The following is a 16,137-nucleotide window of genomic DNA, read 5'->3' as shown; positions in this document are numbered from 1 at the left end:
AAAACCAGCCAGGATGCGGTTGAGATTTCAGGCCGGATGCGTCTATTTCAGCATCGGCCAGAGCGTCGCCGCCAAGAGCACGCCCATGGCGATGTTGAACCATTTCAGCCGCACCGGATCCGACAGGAATCCGCGCAGCGCCGTGCCGAAGCCGGCCCACACCGAGACGCTCGGCAGGTTGACGACGGTGAAGGCGATCGCGATCAGCGCCACCGACAGGAACGGGTGGTCCGGATTGGAGTAGACGGCCATGGCGGTGATCGCCATCACCCAGGCTTTCGCATTGACCCACTGGAATGCGGCTGCCTCGATGAAGCGCATCGGCCGTGCCTCCGTCTCACCCTTGCTGGACAGCGAGCGCGACATGGCGATTTTCCAGGCGAGATAGAGCAGATAGGCAGCGCCGGCGATCTTCAATCCGGTGTGCAGGGCCGGAAACGCCGTCAGCACCGCGCCCAGGCCAAAGCCGACAGCAAGCAACAGTACCAGGAAACCCATGCTGATGCCCAGCATATGCGGAATGGTTCTGACGAGGCCGAAATTCACGCCCGACGCCAAGAGCATGAGGTTGTTCGGCCCCGGCGTGATCGAGGTCACGAAGGCGTAGACCAAAAGTGCAAGGAAAGCGTCGAGGGTCATGACGGCTCACAAAGGTCAGCAATGCTGACTTAAGTCGACAGGGCGTTGGACGCAACTTCATTCGATTGGTCCAAAGCGCTCCGCCGTGATCCGTCTATCCGAGCCAGCCACGCCGGCACAGTCTACCTGCCGTGGGGCCGCGCCGACAACAGGCTGGGAGCGGCGGCCGCCTCCTGACGGCCAGCCACACGCCGCAGGCCTTTGCGCCTCGGCGTGTTCCCGGGAAGCTTCACGCCATGCGCGAGGCCGAGGGCAGCCAGGATGCGGATGAAGAGCCAGCCGAGATCGATCTGCCCGCGTTCCAGGCCGAGCTTTGCGGATTCGGGAAACGCATGGTGATTGCCGTGGAAACTCTCGCCAAAGGTCACCAGGCCGAAACGCGGCAGGTTGTAGCCCTGCACGGCAACGCCATCGACGCGCCAGCCCTGCTGCCCGCTGCGATGTGCGAAATGCCCGACCAGCCAATGCCCGGTCAGCGACACCGAGATCCGCACCGCAATGCCCCAGACCACCCAGCTCCACCCGCCGAGCAGAAAGAAAAGGATCGTCCACGGCAGTTGCTGCAGCATCCAGGTCCGCTCGACAAATCTGTAGAAGCGGTCGTTGCGGATCGACGGCTCGATGACGAAGTCAGGCGGATTGCGCAACGCCACGGCGCAATGCATTTGCCAGAAAGCGTCGGTGAAGAAAGGCCGGCGGTGGGCGTGCAGCTCGTGGCAGGCCGTCTGGCGCTGCGCCCAGTCTCGTATGTCATGCGCATAGATCATGCCGAACGGACCGGCCATGCCGACGAGCGTGCCGAGATAGACCAGCGCGTGTTCGAGCCAGATGTGAACCTTGAACGAGCGATGGATGAGCAGGCGATGCATGCCGACCGAGTGTCCGGCGCAGATCGTCACCGCCGTCGTCGCTACGAACAGGGCGAAAGCGCTCCAGCTGAAGGTCAGCGGCCCGAACACCAACGCAATCAGCGTCATCGCACCGACCCAGATCGACTTGGCCGGCATCCAGACGACCTCGCCATCTTCGGCATCGCTCAAGGGCTGCGAGATCATTCTGCCTGTGGATATGGTCTTCATCGGTACCCCTCCTCTGCAGGAAACATTTCCGTACCAAAGAGCCTTGCCTTCCGGCGCGCAGGCGCTTATTTAGGCAATAAGCTAACTATCTACTATTCCGATTTAGGTATTTAGGCAATAGACTAAATACCGGAAGCGAAACGACAGAGGCAGGCGGTGATCGAAGACAATGCAGCGGATGGCGACACGGCTATCGGGGCAAGCAGCGCCATACAGCGCGTGTTCGAGGCGCTGTCATCGCAGCCGAGGCGCAAGATCCTCGCCTATCTCGCCCACTCCTCGCTGACCGCGGGCGAGATCGCGGCGCGCTTCGACATGTCGAAGCCGTCGATCTCGCAGCATCTGAGCATCCTGGAGACGGCCGGCCTCATCGCCAGGGAGCGGCAGGGACAATTCATCCGCTACTCGCTGGTCCAGAACAATCTGGTTAACACGCTGAACGGCTTCGTCCAGGACGTCTGTCCGGTATCGCGCCCGATCAAAAGGGAGAGTAAGAATCTGGCGAGCGGCAAGGTCGATCCCAAGCCGGTAAAATAGTTGGACTGAGACTACATCCCCTGCGGGCCCCGGTTCATCGCCGCCACGCCGGTGCGGCAGATCTCGACCAGGCCGAGCGGCTTCATGATGGCGATGAACTGGTCGAGCTTCGAACCCTTGCCGGTAATCTCGAAGATAAAGTGCTCGGTGTTGGCGTCGATGACCGACGCGCGAAAAGCATCCGCCAGACGCAGCGCCTCGACGCGGGCTTCGCCAGTGCCGGCGACCTTGACCAGCGCCAGCTCGCGTTCCAGCGGCCGCTCCTGGCCGAACTCGTGCGAGCGCACGGTGAGATCGACGACGCGGTGCACCGGCACGATGCGCTCGAGCTGATGCTTGATCTGCTCCAGCACATGCGGCGTGCCGCGCGTCACGATGGTGATGCGTGACAGGTGCTTCTCGTGTTCGGTCTCGGAGACGGTGAGGCTCTCGATGTTATAACCGCGGCCGGAAAACAGGCCGATGACCCGGGCAAGCACGCCGGGCTCATTGTCGACCAGAACGGAGAGCGTGTGGTTCTCCGGCTTTTCCGTTTCCTTGGCGATGAAATAGGCGGAGCCGGTCGGTTGAAGCTGTGCGTTCATGACATGAATCTCGATTTCAGACTTTGAGCTAATTCTCTGTTTGCGCACGGCTTCTCGCGACAGCCCTGCCCCGGCTTGGACCTAGACCAGTTCCCTGCCCTTGGCGTCGATGGCGTTGGCCACGGCTTCGTCGGTCGCCTCGTCGGGCAGGAGCATTTCATTATGCGCCTTGCCCGACGGGATCATCGGGAAGCAGTTGGCGAGCGTCGCCACCCGGCAATCGAACAGCACCGGCTTCTTCACCGCGATCATCTCCTTGATCGCATCGTCCAACTCGTCCGGCTTCTCGCAACGAATGCCGTGGCCGCCATAGGCGTCAGCCAGCTTGACGAAGTCGGGCATCGCTTCGGTATAGGAATGCGACAGGCGGTTGCCGTGCAGCAGCTGCTGCCACTGACGCACCATGCCCATATACTGGTTGTTGAGGATGAAGATCTTGATCGGCGCATTGTGCTGCACCGCCGCGCTCATCTCCTGCATGGTCATCTGCACCGAGGCGTCGCCTGCGATGTCGATGACCAGCGCGTCCGGGTGCGCGATCTGCACGCCGAGCGCAGCCGGCAGACCGTAGCCCATCGTGCCCAACCCGCCCGACGTCATCCAGCGGTTCGGCTTCTCGAAATGATAGTGCTGCGCCGCCCACATCTGGTGCTGGCCGACCTCGGTGGTGATGTAGGTGTCCATGTCCTTGGTCAGTTCGTAGAGCCGCTGGATGGCATATTGCGGCATGATCACATCGTGGTTCATCTTGAACGCGAGCGAGTCACGCGCGCGCCATTTGGCTATCTGCTCCCACCAGGGATGGAGCGCCTTCTTGTCGGCCTTGGCGCTCGCCCGCCACAGCCGCACCATGTCCTCCAGCACCCGGCCGACATCGCCGATGATGGGCACTTCCGTGTGCACGTTCTTGTTGATCGACGATGGATCGATGTCGATGTGGATCTTCTTCGAGTTGGGCGAGAAGGCGGTCAGCCGTCCGGTGATGCGGTCGTCGAAGCGCGCGCCGATGCAGATCATCACGTCGCAATCATGCATCGCCATATTGGCTTCATAAGTGCCGTGCATGCCCAGCATGCCCATCCAGTTCTTGCCCGATGCCGGATACGCGCCGAGGCCCATCAGCGTCGAGGTGATCGGGAAGCCGGTGAGGTCGACCAGTTCGCGCAGAAGATGGCTGGCCTCCGGACCGGAGTTGATGACGCCGCCGCCCGAATAGATGATCGGCTTCTTGGCGCTGGCCATCAGTTCGACGGCGGCCTTGATCTTTTCCAGGTCGCCCTGGACCTTCGGCTGGTAGCTGGTGCGCGGCGCCGCCTGCGGCGGCACATAGATGCCTTTGGCGAACTGCACATCCTTCGGAATGTCGACCACCACCGGGCCGGGGCGGCCGGTCGTCGCGACATGGAAGGCCTCATGGATGGTGGCGGCCAATTCGTTGACGTCCTTCACCAGCCAGTTGTGCTTGGTGCAGGGGCGCGTGATGCCGACCGTGTCGCACTCCTGGAACGCGTCGGAGCCGATCAGCGAAGTCGGCACCTGCCCGGTCAGGCAGACCAGCGGGATCGAATCCATCAGCGCATCCTGCAGCGGCGTCACCGCATTGGTGGCGCCCGGGCCGGAGGTCACCAGCATGACGCCGGCCTTGCCGGTCGAGCGGGCATAGCCTTCGGCCGCATGCCCTGCGCCTTGCTCGTGGCGGACGAGGATGTGCTCGACCTCGTCCTGCTGGAAGATTTCGTCATAGATCGGAAGCACCGCGCCGCCGGGATAACCGAAGACATGCTTGACGCCGTTGTCCTTCAGCGCCTGCACCACCATTTCGGCGCCAGTCATTTCCCTGTTTGGCATTTCGCGCCGTTCGTTCTGTCCGTTGCTCATCGGTCTGGTCCCGTACTTCTAGCCATGAGGCGATTGCTGGTCGTTTAGTCGTGTTTCGGGCAATAAAAAAGGCCCCCGAGGGAGCCTGTGTGTTGCGCATGGGAGGTTTTCGCCCGGCGGTTACACCGCCTTGCCCACGCGCTTTCCTACGAGAATGAGTGCCTTTTTCATCGTGGCGGACACTACGAGGGTGAAAGGCAAGGTGTCAACGGGAAAAAAACGCGCGATGCGAAAGACAAAGCAAGTGGCCCGCCGCCTCTGGTCGGCGGGCCACCGCGGCGCATACGATACCCCTCAATCGCACCGCGCCGGGAACAAGAGCCACTGCCGTGTCACGTCAGGATCAGCACGATCTTGTACGTATCCGGGTCGACGATGACGATGCGCCCGTCGGCCAGCACGAAGTACTCATAGGATTCGTAAGCCGGGACGATCTTGACAATGCGCGCCGGCAGACGGTGCAGGCGCACTTTGTGCCGCGGCACCTCGATGCCGACCGAAATGTCGAAGTCGACGTTCTTCACCGGCTCAACCCTGGTCTCGTGGATGATCTGCGTGACCTGCGTCTTCTGCTCGACTGTCACGTTGTTGATCGAGGCCGTATTGCCCTGGTCGGTCTGGACGTTTGTGTTGCCCTGAGCGTTCTGCTCGGTGGTGGTCCCGGCCTTGCCCTGGGCCTGCTGGTCCGTGCTGGTGCCGGTCTGGCCCTGAGCGTTCTGCTCGGTGCTGGTCCCGGCTTTGCCCTGAGCCTGCTTCTCGGTGCTGGTGCCGGTCTGGCCCTGAGCGTTCTGCTCGGTGCTGGTCCCGGCCTTGCCTTGGGCCTGTTCATCCGTCTTGAGCTTGGCCTTGCCCTGAGCCTGCTTCTCGGTGCTGGTGCCGGTCTGGCCCTGAGCATTCTGCTCGGTGCTGGTCCCGGCCTTGCCCTGGGCCTGTTCATCCGTCTTGAGCTTGGCCTTGCCCTGAGCCTGCTGATCGGTCGTGGCGCCGGCCTGACCCTGAGCATTCTGCTCGGTACTGGTCCCGGCCTTGCCCTGTGCCTGTTCATCCGTCTTGAGCTTGGCTTTGCCCTGAGCCTGCTGATCGGTCGTGGCGCCAGCCTGGCCCTGTGCATTCTGATCGGTCTGTGACTTCATCTTGCCTTGCGCCTGTTCGCCGGCCTTGCCGCCCTTCTGGCAATCGGCCGCGCCAGCGGCGCAGTTGTCGCCGCCGCTCGGCTGCACAGCCTGGGTCTGGGCGATCGCGGCGCCGCACCCGAGGCCAAGCGCAATCATGCTCGTGATCAACACATGTTTCATCTGCTTTCTCCTTAAAGAGTCGGTCCCTCAGCCTAGCCAACTCTGTCAAAAATACTTTGTTCCGCATTTTGCGAATAAAATCGGGCTTCTAAGAAGACCAATAAATGTAGGCAGTAGTTTTGCCAACAATCAGCTACAGATTGCATCAAAAAATTAATGCAACGCAAGATTTTTGCTTTTTTCTGAGCTTGTGATCCCATAGCGATGACACCAGCCTCACAAGCTTAGAAGTACTCCCGTCGTCATGACCAGGATGGCTACCCCGAAAACAGGCAAGAGCAACCATCGTGCCTGATGGACGCTGTTGTCCATTAACGCCTCCCACAAGTGCTGATCTCAACGATGCCGAGAACCCTGTGTTCCGCCCTGAGGAGGCTCTAGGACCTCTACAGCCTGGCACCAGACTTTGGTCCCTCTCCCTATAGTCCATTGGCCCGATGACGCCCGGACCGAAGCCCCACGCGGGAACGCAGCCGCGAAAAGCCCGTTCGGCTTGCGGTGTGCATCAACCTCACCAACAACCACCGTATCGGAATCGAGCTCGCGCAAGATGCATGAGCGTTGATGAAGGAGAGAATCATGACGACCATGTACCAGTCGACCGCAATTGCCGGATTCTTGCTGCTCGCGAGCGCGGGCGTAGTTGCCGCTCAAGACGTCATCATCGCGCCGGAGCAGGAAACGGTTGTGCGCGAATACGTGAAAAAGCAGCCCCTTGCGTCGGTGAAGATTCCAGGTGTCGAATTGAACGTGGGGACCGCCATTCCCGACACGGTGGAACTGCATGAAGTGCCGAGCGTCAAGTATCGCTACGTTGTGGTCGACGGGCGAACCGTGCTGGTCGACCCCGGCACGCGGAAGATCGTCAAGATCATACAGTAACGCTGATCCCACCGCCGTTCCCCGCGGGTGGCGGTGGGATCATGCCCTGAAATTGCGGTTTCCCCGGCAATTCAACCTAGCGCTTGCTCGCACCATCGACCGTTCTAGATGTAGGATGGCTTAGGCATTTTGGCGCGGCCAAAGTCGCGGGGTCGGTTGAGACGTGCGCTACATTGATAGTCTCTATCAAAACTGGAACAGGCTATCGTTGGCTTGGCAGTTCATCATAGTCGGAAGCATTGGGCTGCTGTCGCTGATGCTGGTCGTCGGCCTATGGGTCACCTCGCAAATACGAGATGGAGTGATCCGCAACTCTGCAAGCACGACCGCGCTTTACGTCGACAGTGTCATCGCGCCAATCCTGCCGGATATGCGCAAAAGCCAGCAGCTCAGCGACACCGTTAAACGGGCGCTCGATGAAACCCTGGACCAGGGTGCTCTCGGCAAAAAACTGGCGTCGTTCGTGCTTTGGCGGCGTGATGGCAAGGTGCTGTACGCCAAAGACGCGGCTCTTATCGGCCAGACCTTCGAGCCAAATGCGAACTTGCTGCATGCGTTCGGTGGAAACGTGGTGGCGCAATTCAATGATCTGGACGAAAATGAAAGGAAGGAACGGAAGAGCCCCACCGCCTCGCTGCTCGAGATCTACAATCCGGTTCGAGAGCCGTGGTCGGGCGATGTTGTGGCCGTTTCCGAGTTCTACGAGATAGCCGACGATCTTCAGGGCACTTTAAACTCGGCACTATGGTCGAGCTGGCTGCTCGTGGCTGGCGCGACCGCGGTCGCCTTGGCGATGCTCTCGGGAATCGTGCTTCGCGGCAGCAGCACTATCGAAACGCAGCGTTCAGCGCTTGAGACACAAGTGGCCGAACTTCAGTTGCTTTTGGAGCAAAATTCCGCTTTGCGGGAGCGCGTCCAGCAGGCGTCGCGCCGCGCAACGGCAATCAACGAGCGTTACTTGCGCCGCATCGGGTCTGATTTGCATGACGGTCCAGCTCAGCTCGTCGCACTGGCTGCGCTGCGCATGGACAGCCCTCTGCTGCTCGATCCCGCCGCATCCCCAAGTCACCGCAAGACCGAGATCGCCGATATCCATCATACGTTGGACGAGGCGATGCGGGAGATCCGCGCCATCTGCACCGGCCTCGTGCTGCCACAGATCGAAGCTTCGACAGTCGCGGAGATATTGCGGCTTGCGGTTGCCGAACATGAACGCCGGACGGCCTCCTCCGTATCGCTTTCACTGCCATCTCGCCTGCCCGACCTGGGGACGTCCGAGAAGATAAGCATCTTTCGCTTCGCGCAGGAGGGGCTGAACAATGCCTGGCGACACGGTCTGGGCAAGGGGCAGGCTGTCAAGGCGCGAGTGACGCAGGGCAAGCTCCTCATTCAAGTGCTTGATCACGGCCCTGGATTCCAGTCGGGATCGTGTGAAGGGCTTGGACTCGCCGGCATGAGGGAACGTATCGAAAGTATCGGAGGTCACTTCGAGACGTTTTCGAGCCCCAGGGGGACCCGGCTGACCATAACGCTCAACATCGAGGACCAGAAATGACCGCTCCCATAAGGATTGCCATTGTTGATGATCATCCGCTGTTTCGCGAGGGTGTGGCTCGCAGCCTCGCCGAAATCGGCGGCTTCGAAGTCGTTGGTGCGGGCGAAACCGCGGCGGATGCCGAACAGCTTGCGGCCTTGGCAAATCCCGACATATTGCTGCTCGACATCAGTTTGCCGGGAGGGGGCCTAGCGGCAGCGGAAAATATTCTTGCAACTCAGCCTGACTGCAAGATCGTCATGCTCACCGTCTCGGAGGCGAACGCCGATTTGGCGACGGCGCTCAGGCTGGGCGTACGCGGATATGTGCTGAAAGGGATTGGGGCGGCATCGCTGGCCGAGGTGCTGACTTATATAGCCGCAGGAAAAAAATATGTTTCGCCGACCCTGTCAGCGCAGCTTTTGAATGAACTGATACGGCCGGAAAAGCGCACCACCGATCTCGTTGCCAATCTCTCGGGACGCGAGCTTGGGATAATCTCCTTGGTAGGCGAAGGACTGAGCAATAAAGAAGTCGCCAAACGTCTCAACCTGCAGGAGAAAACGGTAAAACACCACATGACTCGGATATTTCAAAAGCTAAAGGTGCGAAACCGCACCGAAGCAGCCATTCTTATGCACGCGCCCAAAACGGGTCTTGTATAGGGAGATCGGGGCTTGTCTGAAGGTCGGATGCTGGTTGGCGAACCAGCAGTCACAGCCCTTTCAGACGAGCAATGTCGGAGGCCCTTACGGCGCGTTCGACAATTGTCCTTCCAAGCGGATCCTTCATAGTGAAGCGGCCGGCCTCGATGCTTTCGCTGAATCCATCGCGATGCACGACCTGGATTTTGGAGCCCTGTACCGTCACCGTGTCGCCAGCGGCATTGACTTGGCTACTCGGAGCTTGGCTACCGGGGGCGTTGTCGCCGGCACCATTTTTTCCCTTTCCGTTGGCGTTGCCATTCCCGGCGTTGCCGCCTGAGCCATTACCATTACCACTACCGTTACCACCACCGTTACCATTGCCATTGTTTCCGCTCTTGGCGCTGGCAGCGGCGAATTCGATCTTGTAGCCGTCGACATGGCTCAACCGCAGACCAAGCACCGGCATCGTCACCGCAACCGCCGCGAATACGCGCAAGCTAAAGTACGCCCAGCGACGCACGGATGAAAACAGGGGCTGCCTTTCTCCATTCATGCCACCATCACATCATGATGTGTCACGGTATTCAAGAATGAACAGCCCAAAATTGCGGCTTACAAACGCTGAGGAAACTCTCCTTTCGTGCTTTCAGCTCGATTCTCAGACCTTCGTCTGAGTCAAATATACACCGAAGTCTGACCTACTGATCTTGGCCGCGCCGACGGATGTCGCAATAAAATCCGCGGTGACAAGGCTCGTCACCGGTAGGGATCGGCAGCGAGGCGCGAGCGCCTGCGGCACGCAGACGCTTGCGGCAGGTCTCCGGCATACGGTTAGCGCATGCTCGCCGTCGAAGCGGTAGCACATGCCGGTCCTTCTCCGGATTATGATCAGGCGCGATTGGCGAAGTCGCGGACAACCCGTTGCAGCAGCGGCATGTAGTCGCGAAATGCCCGGGTCTTCATGTTGGCGATCTTGCCGGCCTCGTCCCAGATGCGGACCCGAACCGCTTCCTCGTGGAACGGGTTCTTGCGGAACTCGGCCACCTCTTCGGCGTTCATCGGCCCGCCTTGCAGCGACAGCGTGTGGACCGAGGCCTGCGACAGCCTGCCGAAATAGGTCGGGTCGGTAGCGCAGAGGTAGCGCTTGGCCGCGACATGCAGCCTGACGCATTCGACGATCACCGGTGGAAAGAACGGCGCCAGCACCTCGCCGCCGGCTTCGTCATGATGCTTGTCCTCGACGTCGTCGGGCGAATAGGTGCCGAACTCGCTGGTGTAGTGGCCGATATCGTGCAGCAGTGCTGCCGCCACCAGCACATCGGGCGCGCCGTCCTTTTCGGCGAACCAGGCGCCCTGCAACATGTGCTCCGACATGGTGACGGGTTCGCCGAGATAGGATTCCGCCCCTCGGCGTTCGAAAATATCGGCGATGAATTCGACGATGTTGCCCGCGTTCAAATCCTGGCCGCTCATTCCGCAGCCTCCTTGAAGCTGTGTTCGATCGCCGACAGCGTCGACAAAAGGCCATCCTTGTCGGCGTAGCAGCCCTGCAGCCAGCGCTTGCCGGTGCCGGAGAACGCCTTGCGGGCATGCATGACGCGGGTGTTGTCGACGATGAAGGCCTCGCCCGCCTCGAGCCTGAAGGTGACTTCGAAGGAAGAATCCTCGATCAGTTCGGCAAACCGGCGATAGGCGGCGTAGTAGGCCTCCATCTCCGCGAACGGCACATCGACGGTCGGCGCCAGCGAGCGGTTGTTGAAGCGGATGGCGATGAGTTCGCCATCCGGCCCGAGCTCGATCATCGGCCGCTTGGCCTGCAATCGCACGCCCGACGAGCCGGCATATTCGAAGCGCGCCGGGTATGAACTCAACAGCCGGAAGCCTTCGGGGTTTTCGGCCTGCAGCGCGGCCGCCACGGCAAAACCATCGACGACGCTGGATTCGCCGCCCTCGACCGTGTTTTCGATACACGACAGGATCTGCAAGGTCGGCACCGGATCACGATAGGGGTTGTCGGTATGCGCCTGCAGGCCAAGATTGGTGTAGGCCAGATTGGTTGGATTGACCTCGGCGCGCACCTCGAACCAGCGGCCGTAATTGGTCTCCCTGATATAGCCGAACAGATCGGACACTTTGCACAGCGCCCCGGATTCGGCCGGCAGATCGTCCATCACCGCGAAGCCGTAGGTCTTCACCGCCGACAGCCATTGCCGCAAGACGGCGCGGTCGCGGCTGGCCGCGACATAGCCGGCGCGCGGCACCGAATTCTGCATAGAGGCCCTGGTCCATCGCACGGTGCCCTCGCCTGTCCAGCCGGGCTGTCGGGCGGCATCGCGGTCATAGGCATTGGCGCTCAGCCATGCCGCAGGAAAGCGCACCGTCTTTCCCTCCGGTTCGAAACTGACTTCAAGCGCATCGCCCTTGATCGCGGCTGCGCCGATCCGCGTTTGCGCCGGAATGTCGAGAATGGTGATCAGCCGCTGGCCGTTGCCGGCGCTGCGCGTCTTGTCGTCGAGCGCATTGTCGCGCAACCACATGGCGTGAAAGCGAGTGCGCGCGCCGTCCTTCCAACCGAGGTCGATCGTTCTTCCTTCGTCGCCGATCAGCGCCTGGGTAAGCATGGAGATCCGTTCCTGTCCGCTGCGCCCCGCAGCCAACTCCGCAGGGTTTCCGGTTGCATCGTGATGATGTCGAAGGCATAACTCAAATTATCATTTTGCGGCCAAAGGCCATAAACGGTTTATGCCTCAAACAACCCTGCCCTTGCCGCCGCTCGACTGGCTGCGGAGTTTCGAGGCCGCCGCGCGGCTGTCGAATTTCACCGCCGCCGCGGCCGAGCTTGGCCTGACCCAGGCTGCGGTCAGCCAGCACATCCGTTCTCTCGAAGAGCGGTTGAAGCAGCCGCTGTTCATCCGCCTGGCGCGCGGCGTCGAATTGACGCCGGAGGGTGCCGCCTACCTGCCGCATCTGCAATCGGCCTTTGCCGTGATCGCCAACAGCACGCGCGAGTTGTTCGAACCCAAGACCGTCCAGAGCGTGACGATACGCTCGCCGATCTCGTTTGCCGTGCTGATGATCGCGCCGAAGCTGCCGCAAATGGCCAAGGACCTGCCCTTCGTCCAGCTGCAGATCGAGACCATCCACACACCGGCCGATTACGGCGAGCGCTTTGTGGGTCTCGACATCCGATTCGGCATTGGCTCCGGCTCCTTTGCCGGACGGCAGGCCGACCGCCTCACCCGCGAAACCCTAACGCCGATGGCGTCGCCAAATGTCGCCAAGGCCAAGGATTGGACAGGATTGCCGAGACTTACAGTGGTCGGCGCGCGGGAAATGTGGGGCGAGTGGTTCGCCGTCGCCCGGATGAAGCCGGCGCTCGGGCCCACGCACAAATTCGACAGTTTCGTTACCGCGTTGGAGGCGGCGAAGCACGGCGCCGGCATGGTGCTGGGATCGCGACCGTTGGCCGACGCGGCACTGCGCGAAGGATCTCTCGTTACCCTGTCCGGCTTTACGCTGTCGAGCGGTGCCGGCCACTATCTGACCGCACCTTCGGGCGCGCATCTGAGCCCGGCCGAAGAAGCGGTCCGCCGCTGGTTCGCAACGGTCTTCGGCGTCCCGATTTCCCGATAAGCCCCTGAATACGCGGCAAACTATTGGACGACGTGACGCGGCGCATAATTTGTCGCGATACTGCGCCAGGCCGGACGTCAAGCTTCGGCAGGGTTCCGCTCGCTACAGGCGGCCAAGAAAAATCGCGGAGGAAATTCAATGCTCGACAAGGCCCCCAACAAGAAGCTTTCCGACCTGCTCGATCGCTTCGGCGCGGCACTCACCGCCGGCGACATCGACAAGGCGGTCGCCTGCTTCCAGGAGGATTGTTACTGGCGCGATCTCGTCACCTTCACCTGGAACATCAAGACGATGGAAGGCCGCGATCTGGTGCGCGACATGCTGGTCAGCCAGTTGGCCAGGACCAAACCGTCGAACTGGGCGATCGCCAGGGGCGAGGATGCCACGGAAAGCGACGGCGTGCTCGACGGCTGGATCAGTTTCGAAACGTCTGTCGCGCGCGGCTTCGGCCACATCCGGCTGAAGGACGGCAAGATCTGGACGCTGCTCACCACTATGGTCGAGCTCAAGGGCCATGAGGAGCCGGCCGGTTTCGACCGCCCGCTCGGCGCCAAGCACGGCCATGGCAAGAACCGCCCGACCTGGAAGGAGGAGCGCGAGAAGGAAGCCGCCGAACTCGGCTTCAAGACCCAGCCCTATACGCTCATCATTGGCGGCGGCCAGGGCGGCATCGCGCTCGGCGCCCGGCTGCGGCAACTCGGCGTGCCCACCATCATCGTCGAGAAGAACGAGCGTGCCGGCGACAGCTGGCGCAAGCGCTACAAGTCGCTGTGCCTGCACGACCCGGTCTGGTACGACCATCTGCCCTATATCGACTTCCCCAAGAACTGGCCGGTCTTCGCGCCCAAGGACAAGATCGGCGACTGGCTGGAAATGTACGCCAAGGTGATGGAGCTGAATTACTGGTCATCGACCGAGGCCAAGAGCGCCGTTTATGACGACAAGAAAAAGGAATGGACCGTTGTCGTGCGCCGCGACGGCAAGGACATCACGCTGAAGCCGAAACAATTGGTGCTGGCCACGGGGCAATCCGGCAAGGCCAACATGCCGAACTTCAAGGGCATGGACACATTCAAGGGCGACCAGCATCACTCCTCGAAGCATCCGGGACCCGATGCCTATGTCGGCAGACAAGCTGTCGTCATCGGCTCGAACAACTCCGCCCACGACATTGCAGCAGCCCTTTGGGAGGCCGGCGCCGACGTCACCATGGTGCAGCGCTCGACCACGCATATCGTCAAGTCGGACACGCTGATGGAGATCGGCCTGGGCTCGCTCTATTCGGAAAAGGCGGTCGCGAGCGGTATGACCACAGCCAAGGCCGACCTCGTCTTTGCCTCCCTGCCCTACAAGATCCTGCACGAATTCCAGATCCCGGCCTATGCCGAGATGAAGAAGCGCGACGACAAATTCTACAAGGGCCTGGAGAAGGCCGGCTTCATGCTTGACTGGGGCGATGACGGCTCCGGCCTGTTCATGAAGTATCTGCGGCGCGGCTCGGGCTATTACATCGATGTCGGCGCATCCGACCTGATCATCGACGGGTCGATCAAGCTGAAAAGCGGTGTCGACGTGAAGGAGATCAAGGAGCATTCGGTCCTGCTCAGCGATGGATCGGAACTGCCGGCCGATCTCATCGTCTACGCCACCGGCTATGGTTCGATGAACGGCTGGGCGGCCGATTTGATCTCACGGGAGGTCGCAGACAAGGTCGGCAAATGCTGGGGCCTCGGCTCCAACACCACCAAGGACCCAGGCCCCTGGGAAGGCGAGCTGCGCAACATGTGGAAGCCGACGCATCAGGAGGCGCTGTGGTTCCATGGCGGCAATTTGCACCAGTCGCGCCATTACTCCCAGTTCCTGGCCCTGCAGCTGAAGGCGCGCATGGAAGGCATCGCGACGCCGGTCTACGCGCTGCAAGAGGTTCACCACAAGGGTTAGGCAGCGCCGCCGATGCGCTTCCAGTAGATGAGCGTGCCGATCAGCCCGCCATGCGGTTTCAGGGCAAAGTCCGGTATTTCGCCAGTGAGCGTGAAGCCGAGTTTTTCGTAAAGGCCGGAAGCGCCCTCCTCGGTTGCGGTGTCCAGCACCAGAAGCGTGCGGCCTTTCTCGACGGCGAGCGTTTCGGCCGCGCGCATCAGCCGGCTCGCTATGCCCTTGCCGCGGTGTTCGACGCGGGTCATGAGCTTGGCGATCTCGGCCCGGTGCGGCTGATTGACCGGAAAGTCGAGCAGCAAGGTGACGGTGCCGATCAACGCGTCGCCATACCAAGCACCCAGCACCGCTCTTTCACCTCTCTCTGCTGCCATCAACGAGTTGCTCCAGAAGGTTTCCGCCGCTTGCCTGGATAAGGGATGCATGAAGCTGACGGAGCCGCCGGCCGCGACCGTCTCGATCAGGAGGTCGGCCAGCATGTCGCGTGTTTCCGCAGTCAGCGACCTGATTTCGATGGGACTCACCTGCACTTTCCCTTGCTAATCCAGACGCGCGACGCGGCGCCGCTTTCGTCTCGCCTTGATCGCGGCGATGCGATCGGTGTCTTTCGGCTGCAGATGCAGCCCGCGTTCGAGGATTTCGAGCGTGTATTCCTCATAGGTCAGGCCAAGCCGCTCGGCCTTTTCCATGCGCATCAGCATCACGTCACGGCTTGGCGCCTTCCACGCCTTGGCATGCGCTGCCTGCCAGGCCAGGAAGATGTAGGGATCGCCCCTGCCCCATGGCGGACCCTTGTAATCATCGAGCGGCGGTCCGCCATTGTCGGAGCGCTTGGGACGTCTTGCCACGATTTCAGCCCCTGACCAGCGCAACCAGATAGTCGGCCGGCTGCGGTCCGACGGCATGGAACGTGCAGTCCGACGGCGCGCCGAGCGCCAGGCAGTCGCCGGGCTCGAGACTATGCACCATATCACCCTCGGTGAACTCAAGTCGCCCGGAGATCAGCCACATCTGCTGCTTGATGAAGGCATAGGACGCCGCCGGGAAACTCACACTGGCGCCAGCCGGCAGTTGCACCCGGATCAATTCGAGCGGCGTGTCGGAAACCGGCGACAGATGCCGGCGGACATAGCCCGTACCGGGGTCGCGCCAAACCGGCTGCTCACTCTCGCGCAGCAGGCCGCCACCTTGCTGCTCGGCGCGTGCAATCAGCGTCGACAGCGTCATGCCGAAAGCAGCGGCGATGCGCACCAGCAGCGCGGCCGTCGGGCTGGTCATGCCGCGCTCGATAGTGCTGAGCATGGCTTTGGAGACGCCGGAGCGATTCGCCAGGTCGGCCAACGACCAGTCCCGCAAGGCTCTTTCGGCGTGGATTCGTCTGCCTATCGTAGCCGACATGTCATTCGCTATATCAGTCATTCGTCCAATATATCGAATATTTAGATTCGGAAAAGAGGCCGGCTGGTTGAATTTTCGCTGACCGGTTAACCCCTG

At 61.3% G+C, this 16,137-nt stretch carries 17 protein-coding genes; 6 read left to right on the top strand and 11 right to left on the bottom strand.

Annotated elements, in window-relative coordinates; genetic code table 11:
• Positions 1–42: 42 nt before the first annotated feature.
• Positions 43–639, bottom strand: coding sequence for a LysE family translocator (locus tag ACYG9Y_RS07390; protein ID WP_023682076.1), 597 nt, complete (start codon positions 637–639; stop codon positions 43–45).
• Positions 640–761: 122 nt separating this feature from the next.
• Complete coding sequence (locus ACYG9Y_RS07385) at positions 762–1,718, bottom strand: acyl-CoA desaturase (protein ID WP_023740236.1); 957 nt, start codon at positions 1,716–1,718, stop codon at positions 762–764.
• Between the two features lie 156 nt (positions 1,719–1,874).
• Here ACYG9Y_RS07385 and ACYG9Y_RS07380 point away from each other — a divergent pair, with 156 nt between their 5' ends.
• Positions 1,875–2,255, top strand: coding sequence for a metalloregulator ArsR/SmtB family transcription factor (locus tag ACYG9Y_RS07380; protein WP_023702997.1), 381 nt, complete (start codon positions 1,875–1,877; stop codon positions 2,253–2,255).
• Positions 2,256–2,266: 11 nt separating this feature from the next.
• Here the strand turns inward: ACYG9Y_RS07380 and ilvN are convergent, their stop codons facing one another.
• The 3 genes from ilvN to ACYG9Y_RS07365 form a co-directional block, all read right to left on the bottom strand.
• Entirely contained in the window at positions 2,267–2,839 is a 573-nt protein-coding gene (gene ilvN, locus ACYG9Y_RS07375) for an acetolactate synthase small subunit (protein ID WP_023668352.1), read from the bottom strand.
• Between the two features lie 81 nt (positions 2,840–2,920).
• Positions 2,921–4,717, bottom strand: coding sequence for an acetolactate synthase 3 large subunit (locus ACYG9Y_RS07370; RefSeq protein WP_023668351.1), 1,797 nt, complete (start codon positions 4,715–4,717; stop codon positions 2,921–2,923).
• A gap of 332 nt (positions 4,718–5,049) precedes the next feature.
• Positions 5,050–6,012: a DUF1236 domain-containing protein gene (locus ACYG9Y_RS07365; RefSeq protein ID WP_023740237.1), complete on the bottom strand. Its 963-nt coding sequence runs from the start codon at positions 6,010–6,012 to the stop codon at positions 5,050–5,052.
• A 579-nt stretch (positions 6,013–6,591) separates the two neighbouring features.
• Here ACYG9Y_RS07365 and ACYG9Y_RS07360 point away from each other — a divergent pair.
• The 3 genes from ACYG9Y_RS07360 (at position 6,592) to ACYG9Y_RS07350 (ending at position 9,093) form a co-directional block, all read left to right on the top strand.
• Positions 6,592–6,894 (top strand): DUF1236 domain-containing protein, encoded by a 303-nt coding sequence (locus ACYG9Y_RS07360; RefSeq protein ID WP_023731684.1) that lies wholly within the window; start codon positions 6,592–6,594, stop codon positions 6,892–6,894.
• A gap of 163 nt (positions 6,895–7,057) precedes the next feature.
• On the top strand, positions 7,058–8,449 hold the full coding sequence (locus tag ACYG9Y_RS07355) for a sensor histidine kinase (RefSeq protein WP_023690914.1): 1,392 nt from the start codon (positions 7,058–7,060) through the stop codon (positions 8,447–8,449).
• A complete protein-coding gene (locus tag ACYG9Y_RS07350; RefSeq protein ID WP_023682079.1) occupies positions 8,446–9,093 on the top strand; it encodes a LuxR C-terminal-related transcriptional regulator in 648 nt (215 codons plus the stop codon). Before ACYG9Y_RS07355 ends, ACYG9Y_RS07350 begins: the two co-directional genes overlap by 4 nt.
• A gap of 49 nt (positions 9,094–9,142) precedes the next feature.
• Here ACYG9Y_RS07350 and ACYG9Y_RS07345 read toward each other — a convergent pair whose 3' ends face one another.
• The 3 genes from ACYG9Y_RS07345 to tmpA all read right to left on the bottom strand — a co-directional run bounded on the left by ACYG9Y_RS07345 (position 9,143) and on the right by tmpA (position 11,696).
• A complete protein-coding gene (locus ACYG9Y_RS07345; RefSeq protein WP_156929845.1) occupies positions 9,143–9,628 on the bottom strand; it encodes a hypothetical protein in 486 nt (161 codons plus the stop codon).
• A gap of 335 nt (positions 9,629–9,963) precedes the next feature.
• Positions 9,964–10,548, bottom strand: coding sequence for a (R)-1-hydroxy-2-trimethylaminoethylphosphonate oxygenase (tmpB, locus tag ACYG9Y_RS07340; RefSeq protein ID WP_023707197.1), 585 nt, complete (start codon positions 10,546–10,548; stop codon positions 9,964–9,966).
• Positions 10,545–11,696 (bottom strand): 2-trimethylaminoethylphosphonate dioxygenase, encoded by a 1,152-nt coding sequence (gene tmpA / locus ACYG9Y_RS07335; RefSeq protein WP_023740239.1) that lies wholly within the window; start codon positions 11,694–11,696, stop codon positions 10,545–10,547. Before tmpA ends, tmpB begins: the two co-directional genes overlap by 4 nt.
• A 121-nt stretch (positions 11,697–11,817) precedes the next feature.
• Here tmpA and ACYG9Y_RS07330 point away from each other — a divergent pair, with 121 nt between their 5' ends.
• On the top strand, positions 11,818–12,708 hold the full coding sequence (locus tag ACYG9Y_RS07330; RefSeq protein ID WP_023682083.1) for a LysR family transcriptional regulator: 891 nt from the start codon (positions 11,818–11,820) through the stop codon (positions 12,706–12,708).
• A 138-nt stretch (positions 12,709–12,846) separates the two neighbouring features.
• Complete coding sequence (locus tag ACYG9Y_RS07325; RefSeq protein WP_023740240.1) at positions 12,847–14,649, top strand: NAD(P)/FAD-dependent oxidoreductase; 1,803 nt, start codon at positions 12,847–12,849, stop codon at positions 14,647–14,649.
• Here the strand turns inward: ACYG9Y_RS07325 and ACYG9Y_RS07320 are convergent.
• From ACYG9Y_RS07320 to ACYG9Y_RS07310, 3 genes are read right to left on the bottom strand one after another with little or no spacing between them, the layout of a single operon-like run.
• Positions 14,646–15,167, bottom strand: a complete 522-nt coding sequence (locus tag ACYG9Y_RS07320) for a GNAT family N-acetyltransferase (protein WP_023749641.1) — start codon at positions 15,165–15,167, stop codon at positions 14,646–14,648. The genes ACYG9Y_RS07325 and ACYG9Y_RS07320 overlap by 4 nt on opposite strands.
• A 15-nt stretch (positions 15,168–15,182) precedes the next feature.
• On the bottom strand, positions 15,183–15,491 hold the full coding sequence (locus ACYG9Y_RS07315) for a hypothetical protein (RefSeq protein WP_023668340.1): 309 nt from the start codon (positions 15,489–15,491) through the stop codon (positions 15,183–15,185).
• 4 nt (positions 15,492–15,495) lie between these two features.
• Positions 15,496–16,062 (bottom strand): helix-turn-helix domain-containing protein, encoded by a 567-nt coding sequence (locus tag ACYG9Y_RS07310; protein WP_023668339.1) that lies wholly within the window; start codon positions 16,060–16,062, stop codon positions 15,496–15,498.
• Positions 16,063–16,137 lie beyond the last annotated feature (75 nt).

This window comes from Mesorhizobium sp. W050 (assembly GCF_054719535.1).
This window is presented reverse-complemented; position numbering and strand designations above follow the sequence as displayed.

What these genes read in the sequence shown, in the direction of transcription:
- ACYG9Y_RS07390 (WP_023682076.1), bottom strand. Translation starts at nt 639, where the DNA reads ATGACCCTCGACGCTTTCCTTGCACTTTTGGTCTACGCCTTCGTGACC.
- ACYG9Y_RS07385 (WP_023740236.1), bottom strand. Translation starts at nt 1,718, where the DNA reads ATGAAGACCATATCCACAGGCAGAATGATCTCGCAGCCCTTGAGCGAT.
- ilvN (WP_023668352.1), bottom strand. Translation starts at nt 2,839, where the DNA reads ATGAACGCACAGCTTCAACCGACCGGCTCCGCCTATTTCATCGCCAAG.
- ACYG9Y_RS07370 (WP_023668351.1), bottom strand. Translation starts at nt 4,717, where the DNA reads ATGAGCAACGGACAGAACGAACGGCGCGAAATGCCAAACAGGGAAATG.
- ACYG9Y_RS07365 (WP_023740237.1), bottom strand. Translation starts at nt 6,012, where the DNA reads ATGAAACATGTGTTGATCACGAGCATGATTGCGCTTGGCCTCGGGTGC.
- ACYG9Y_RS07360 (WP_023731684.1), top strand. Translation starts at nt 6,592, where the DNA reads ATGACGACCATGTACCAGTCGACCGCAATTGCCGGATTCTTGCTGCTC.
- ACYG9Y_RS07350 (WP_023682079.1), top strand. Translation starts at nt 8,446, where the DNA reads ATGACCGCTCCCATAAGGATTGCCATTGTTGATGATCATCCGCTGTTT.
- ACYG9Y_RS07345 (WP_156929845.1), bottom strand. Translation starts at nt 9,628, where the DNA reads ATGAATGGAGAAAGGCAGCCCCTGTTTTCATCCGTGCGTCGCTGGGCG.
- tmpB (WP_023707197.1), bottom strand. Translation starts at nt 10,548, where the DNA reads ATGAGCGGCCAGGATTTGAACGCGGGCAACATCGTCGAATTCATCGCC.
- tmpA (WP_023740239.1), bottom strand. Translation starts at nt 11,696, where the DNA reads ATGCTTACCCAGGCGCTGATCGGCGACGAAGGAAGAACGATCGACCTC.
- ACYG9Y_RS07330 (WP_023682083.1), top strand. Translation starts at nt 11,818, where the DNA reads ATGCCTCAAACAACCCTGCCCTTGCCGCCGCTCGACTGGCTGCGGAGT.
- ACYG9Y_RS07325 (WP_023740240.1), top strand. Translation starts at nt 12,847, where the DNA reads ATGCTCGACAAGGCCCCCAACAAGAAGCTTTCCGACCTGCTCGATCGC.
- ACYG9Y_RS07310 (WP_023668339.1), bottom strand. Translation starts at nt 16,062, where the DNA reads ATGACTGATATAGCGAATGACATGTCGGCTACGATAGGCAGACGAATC.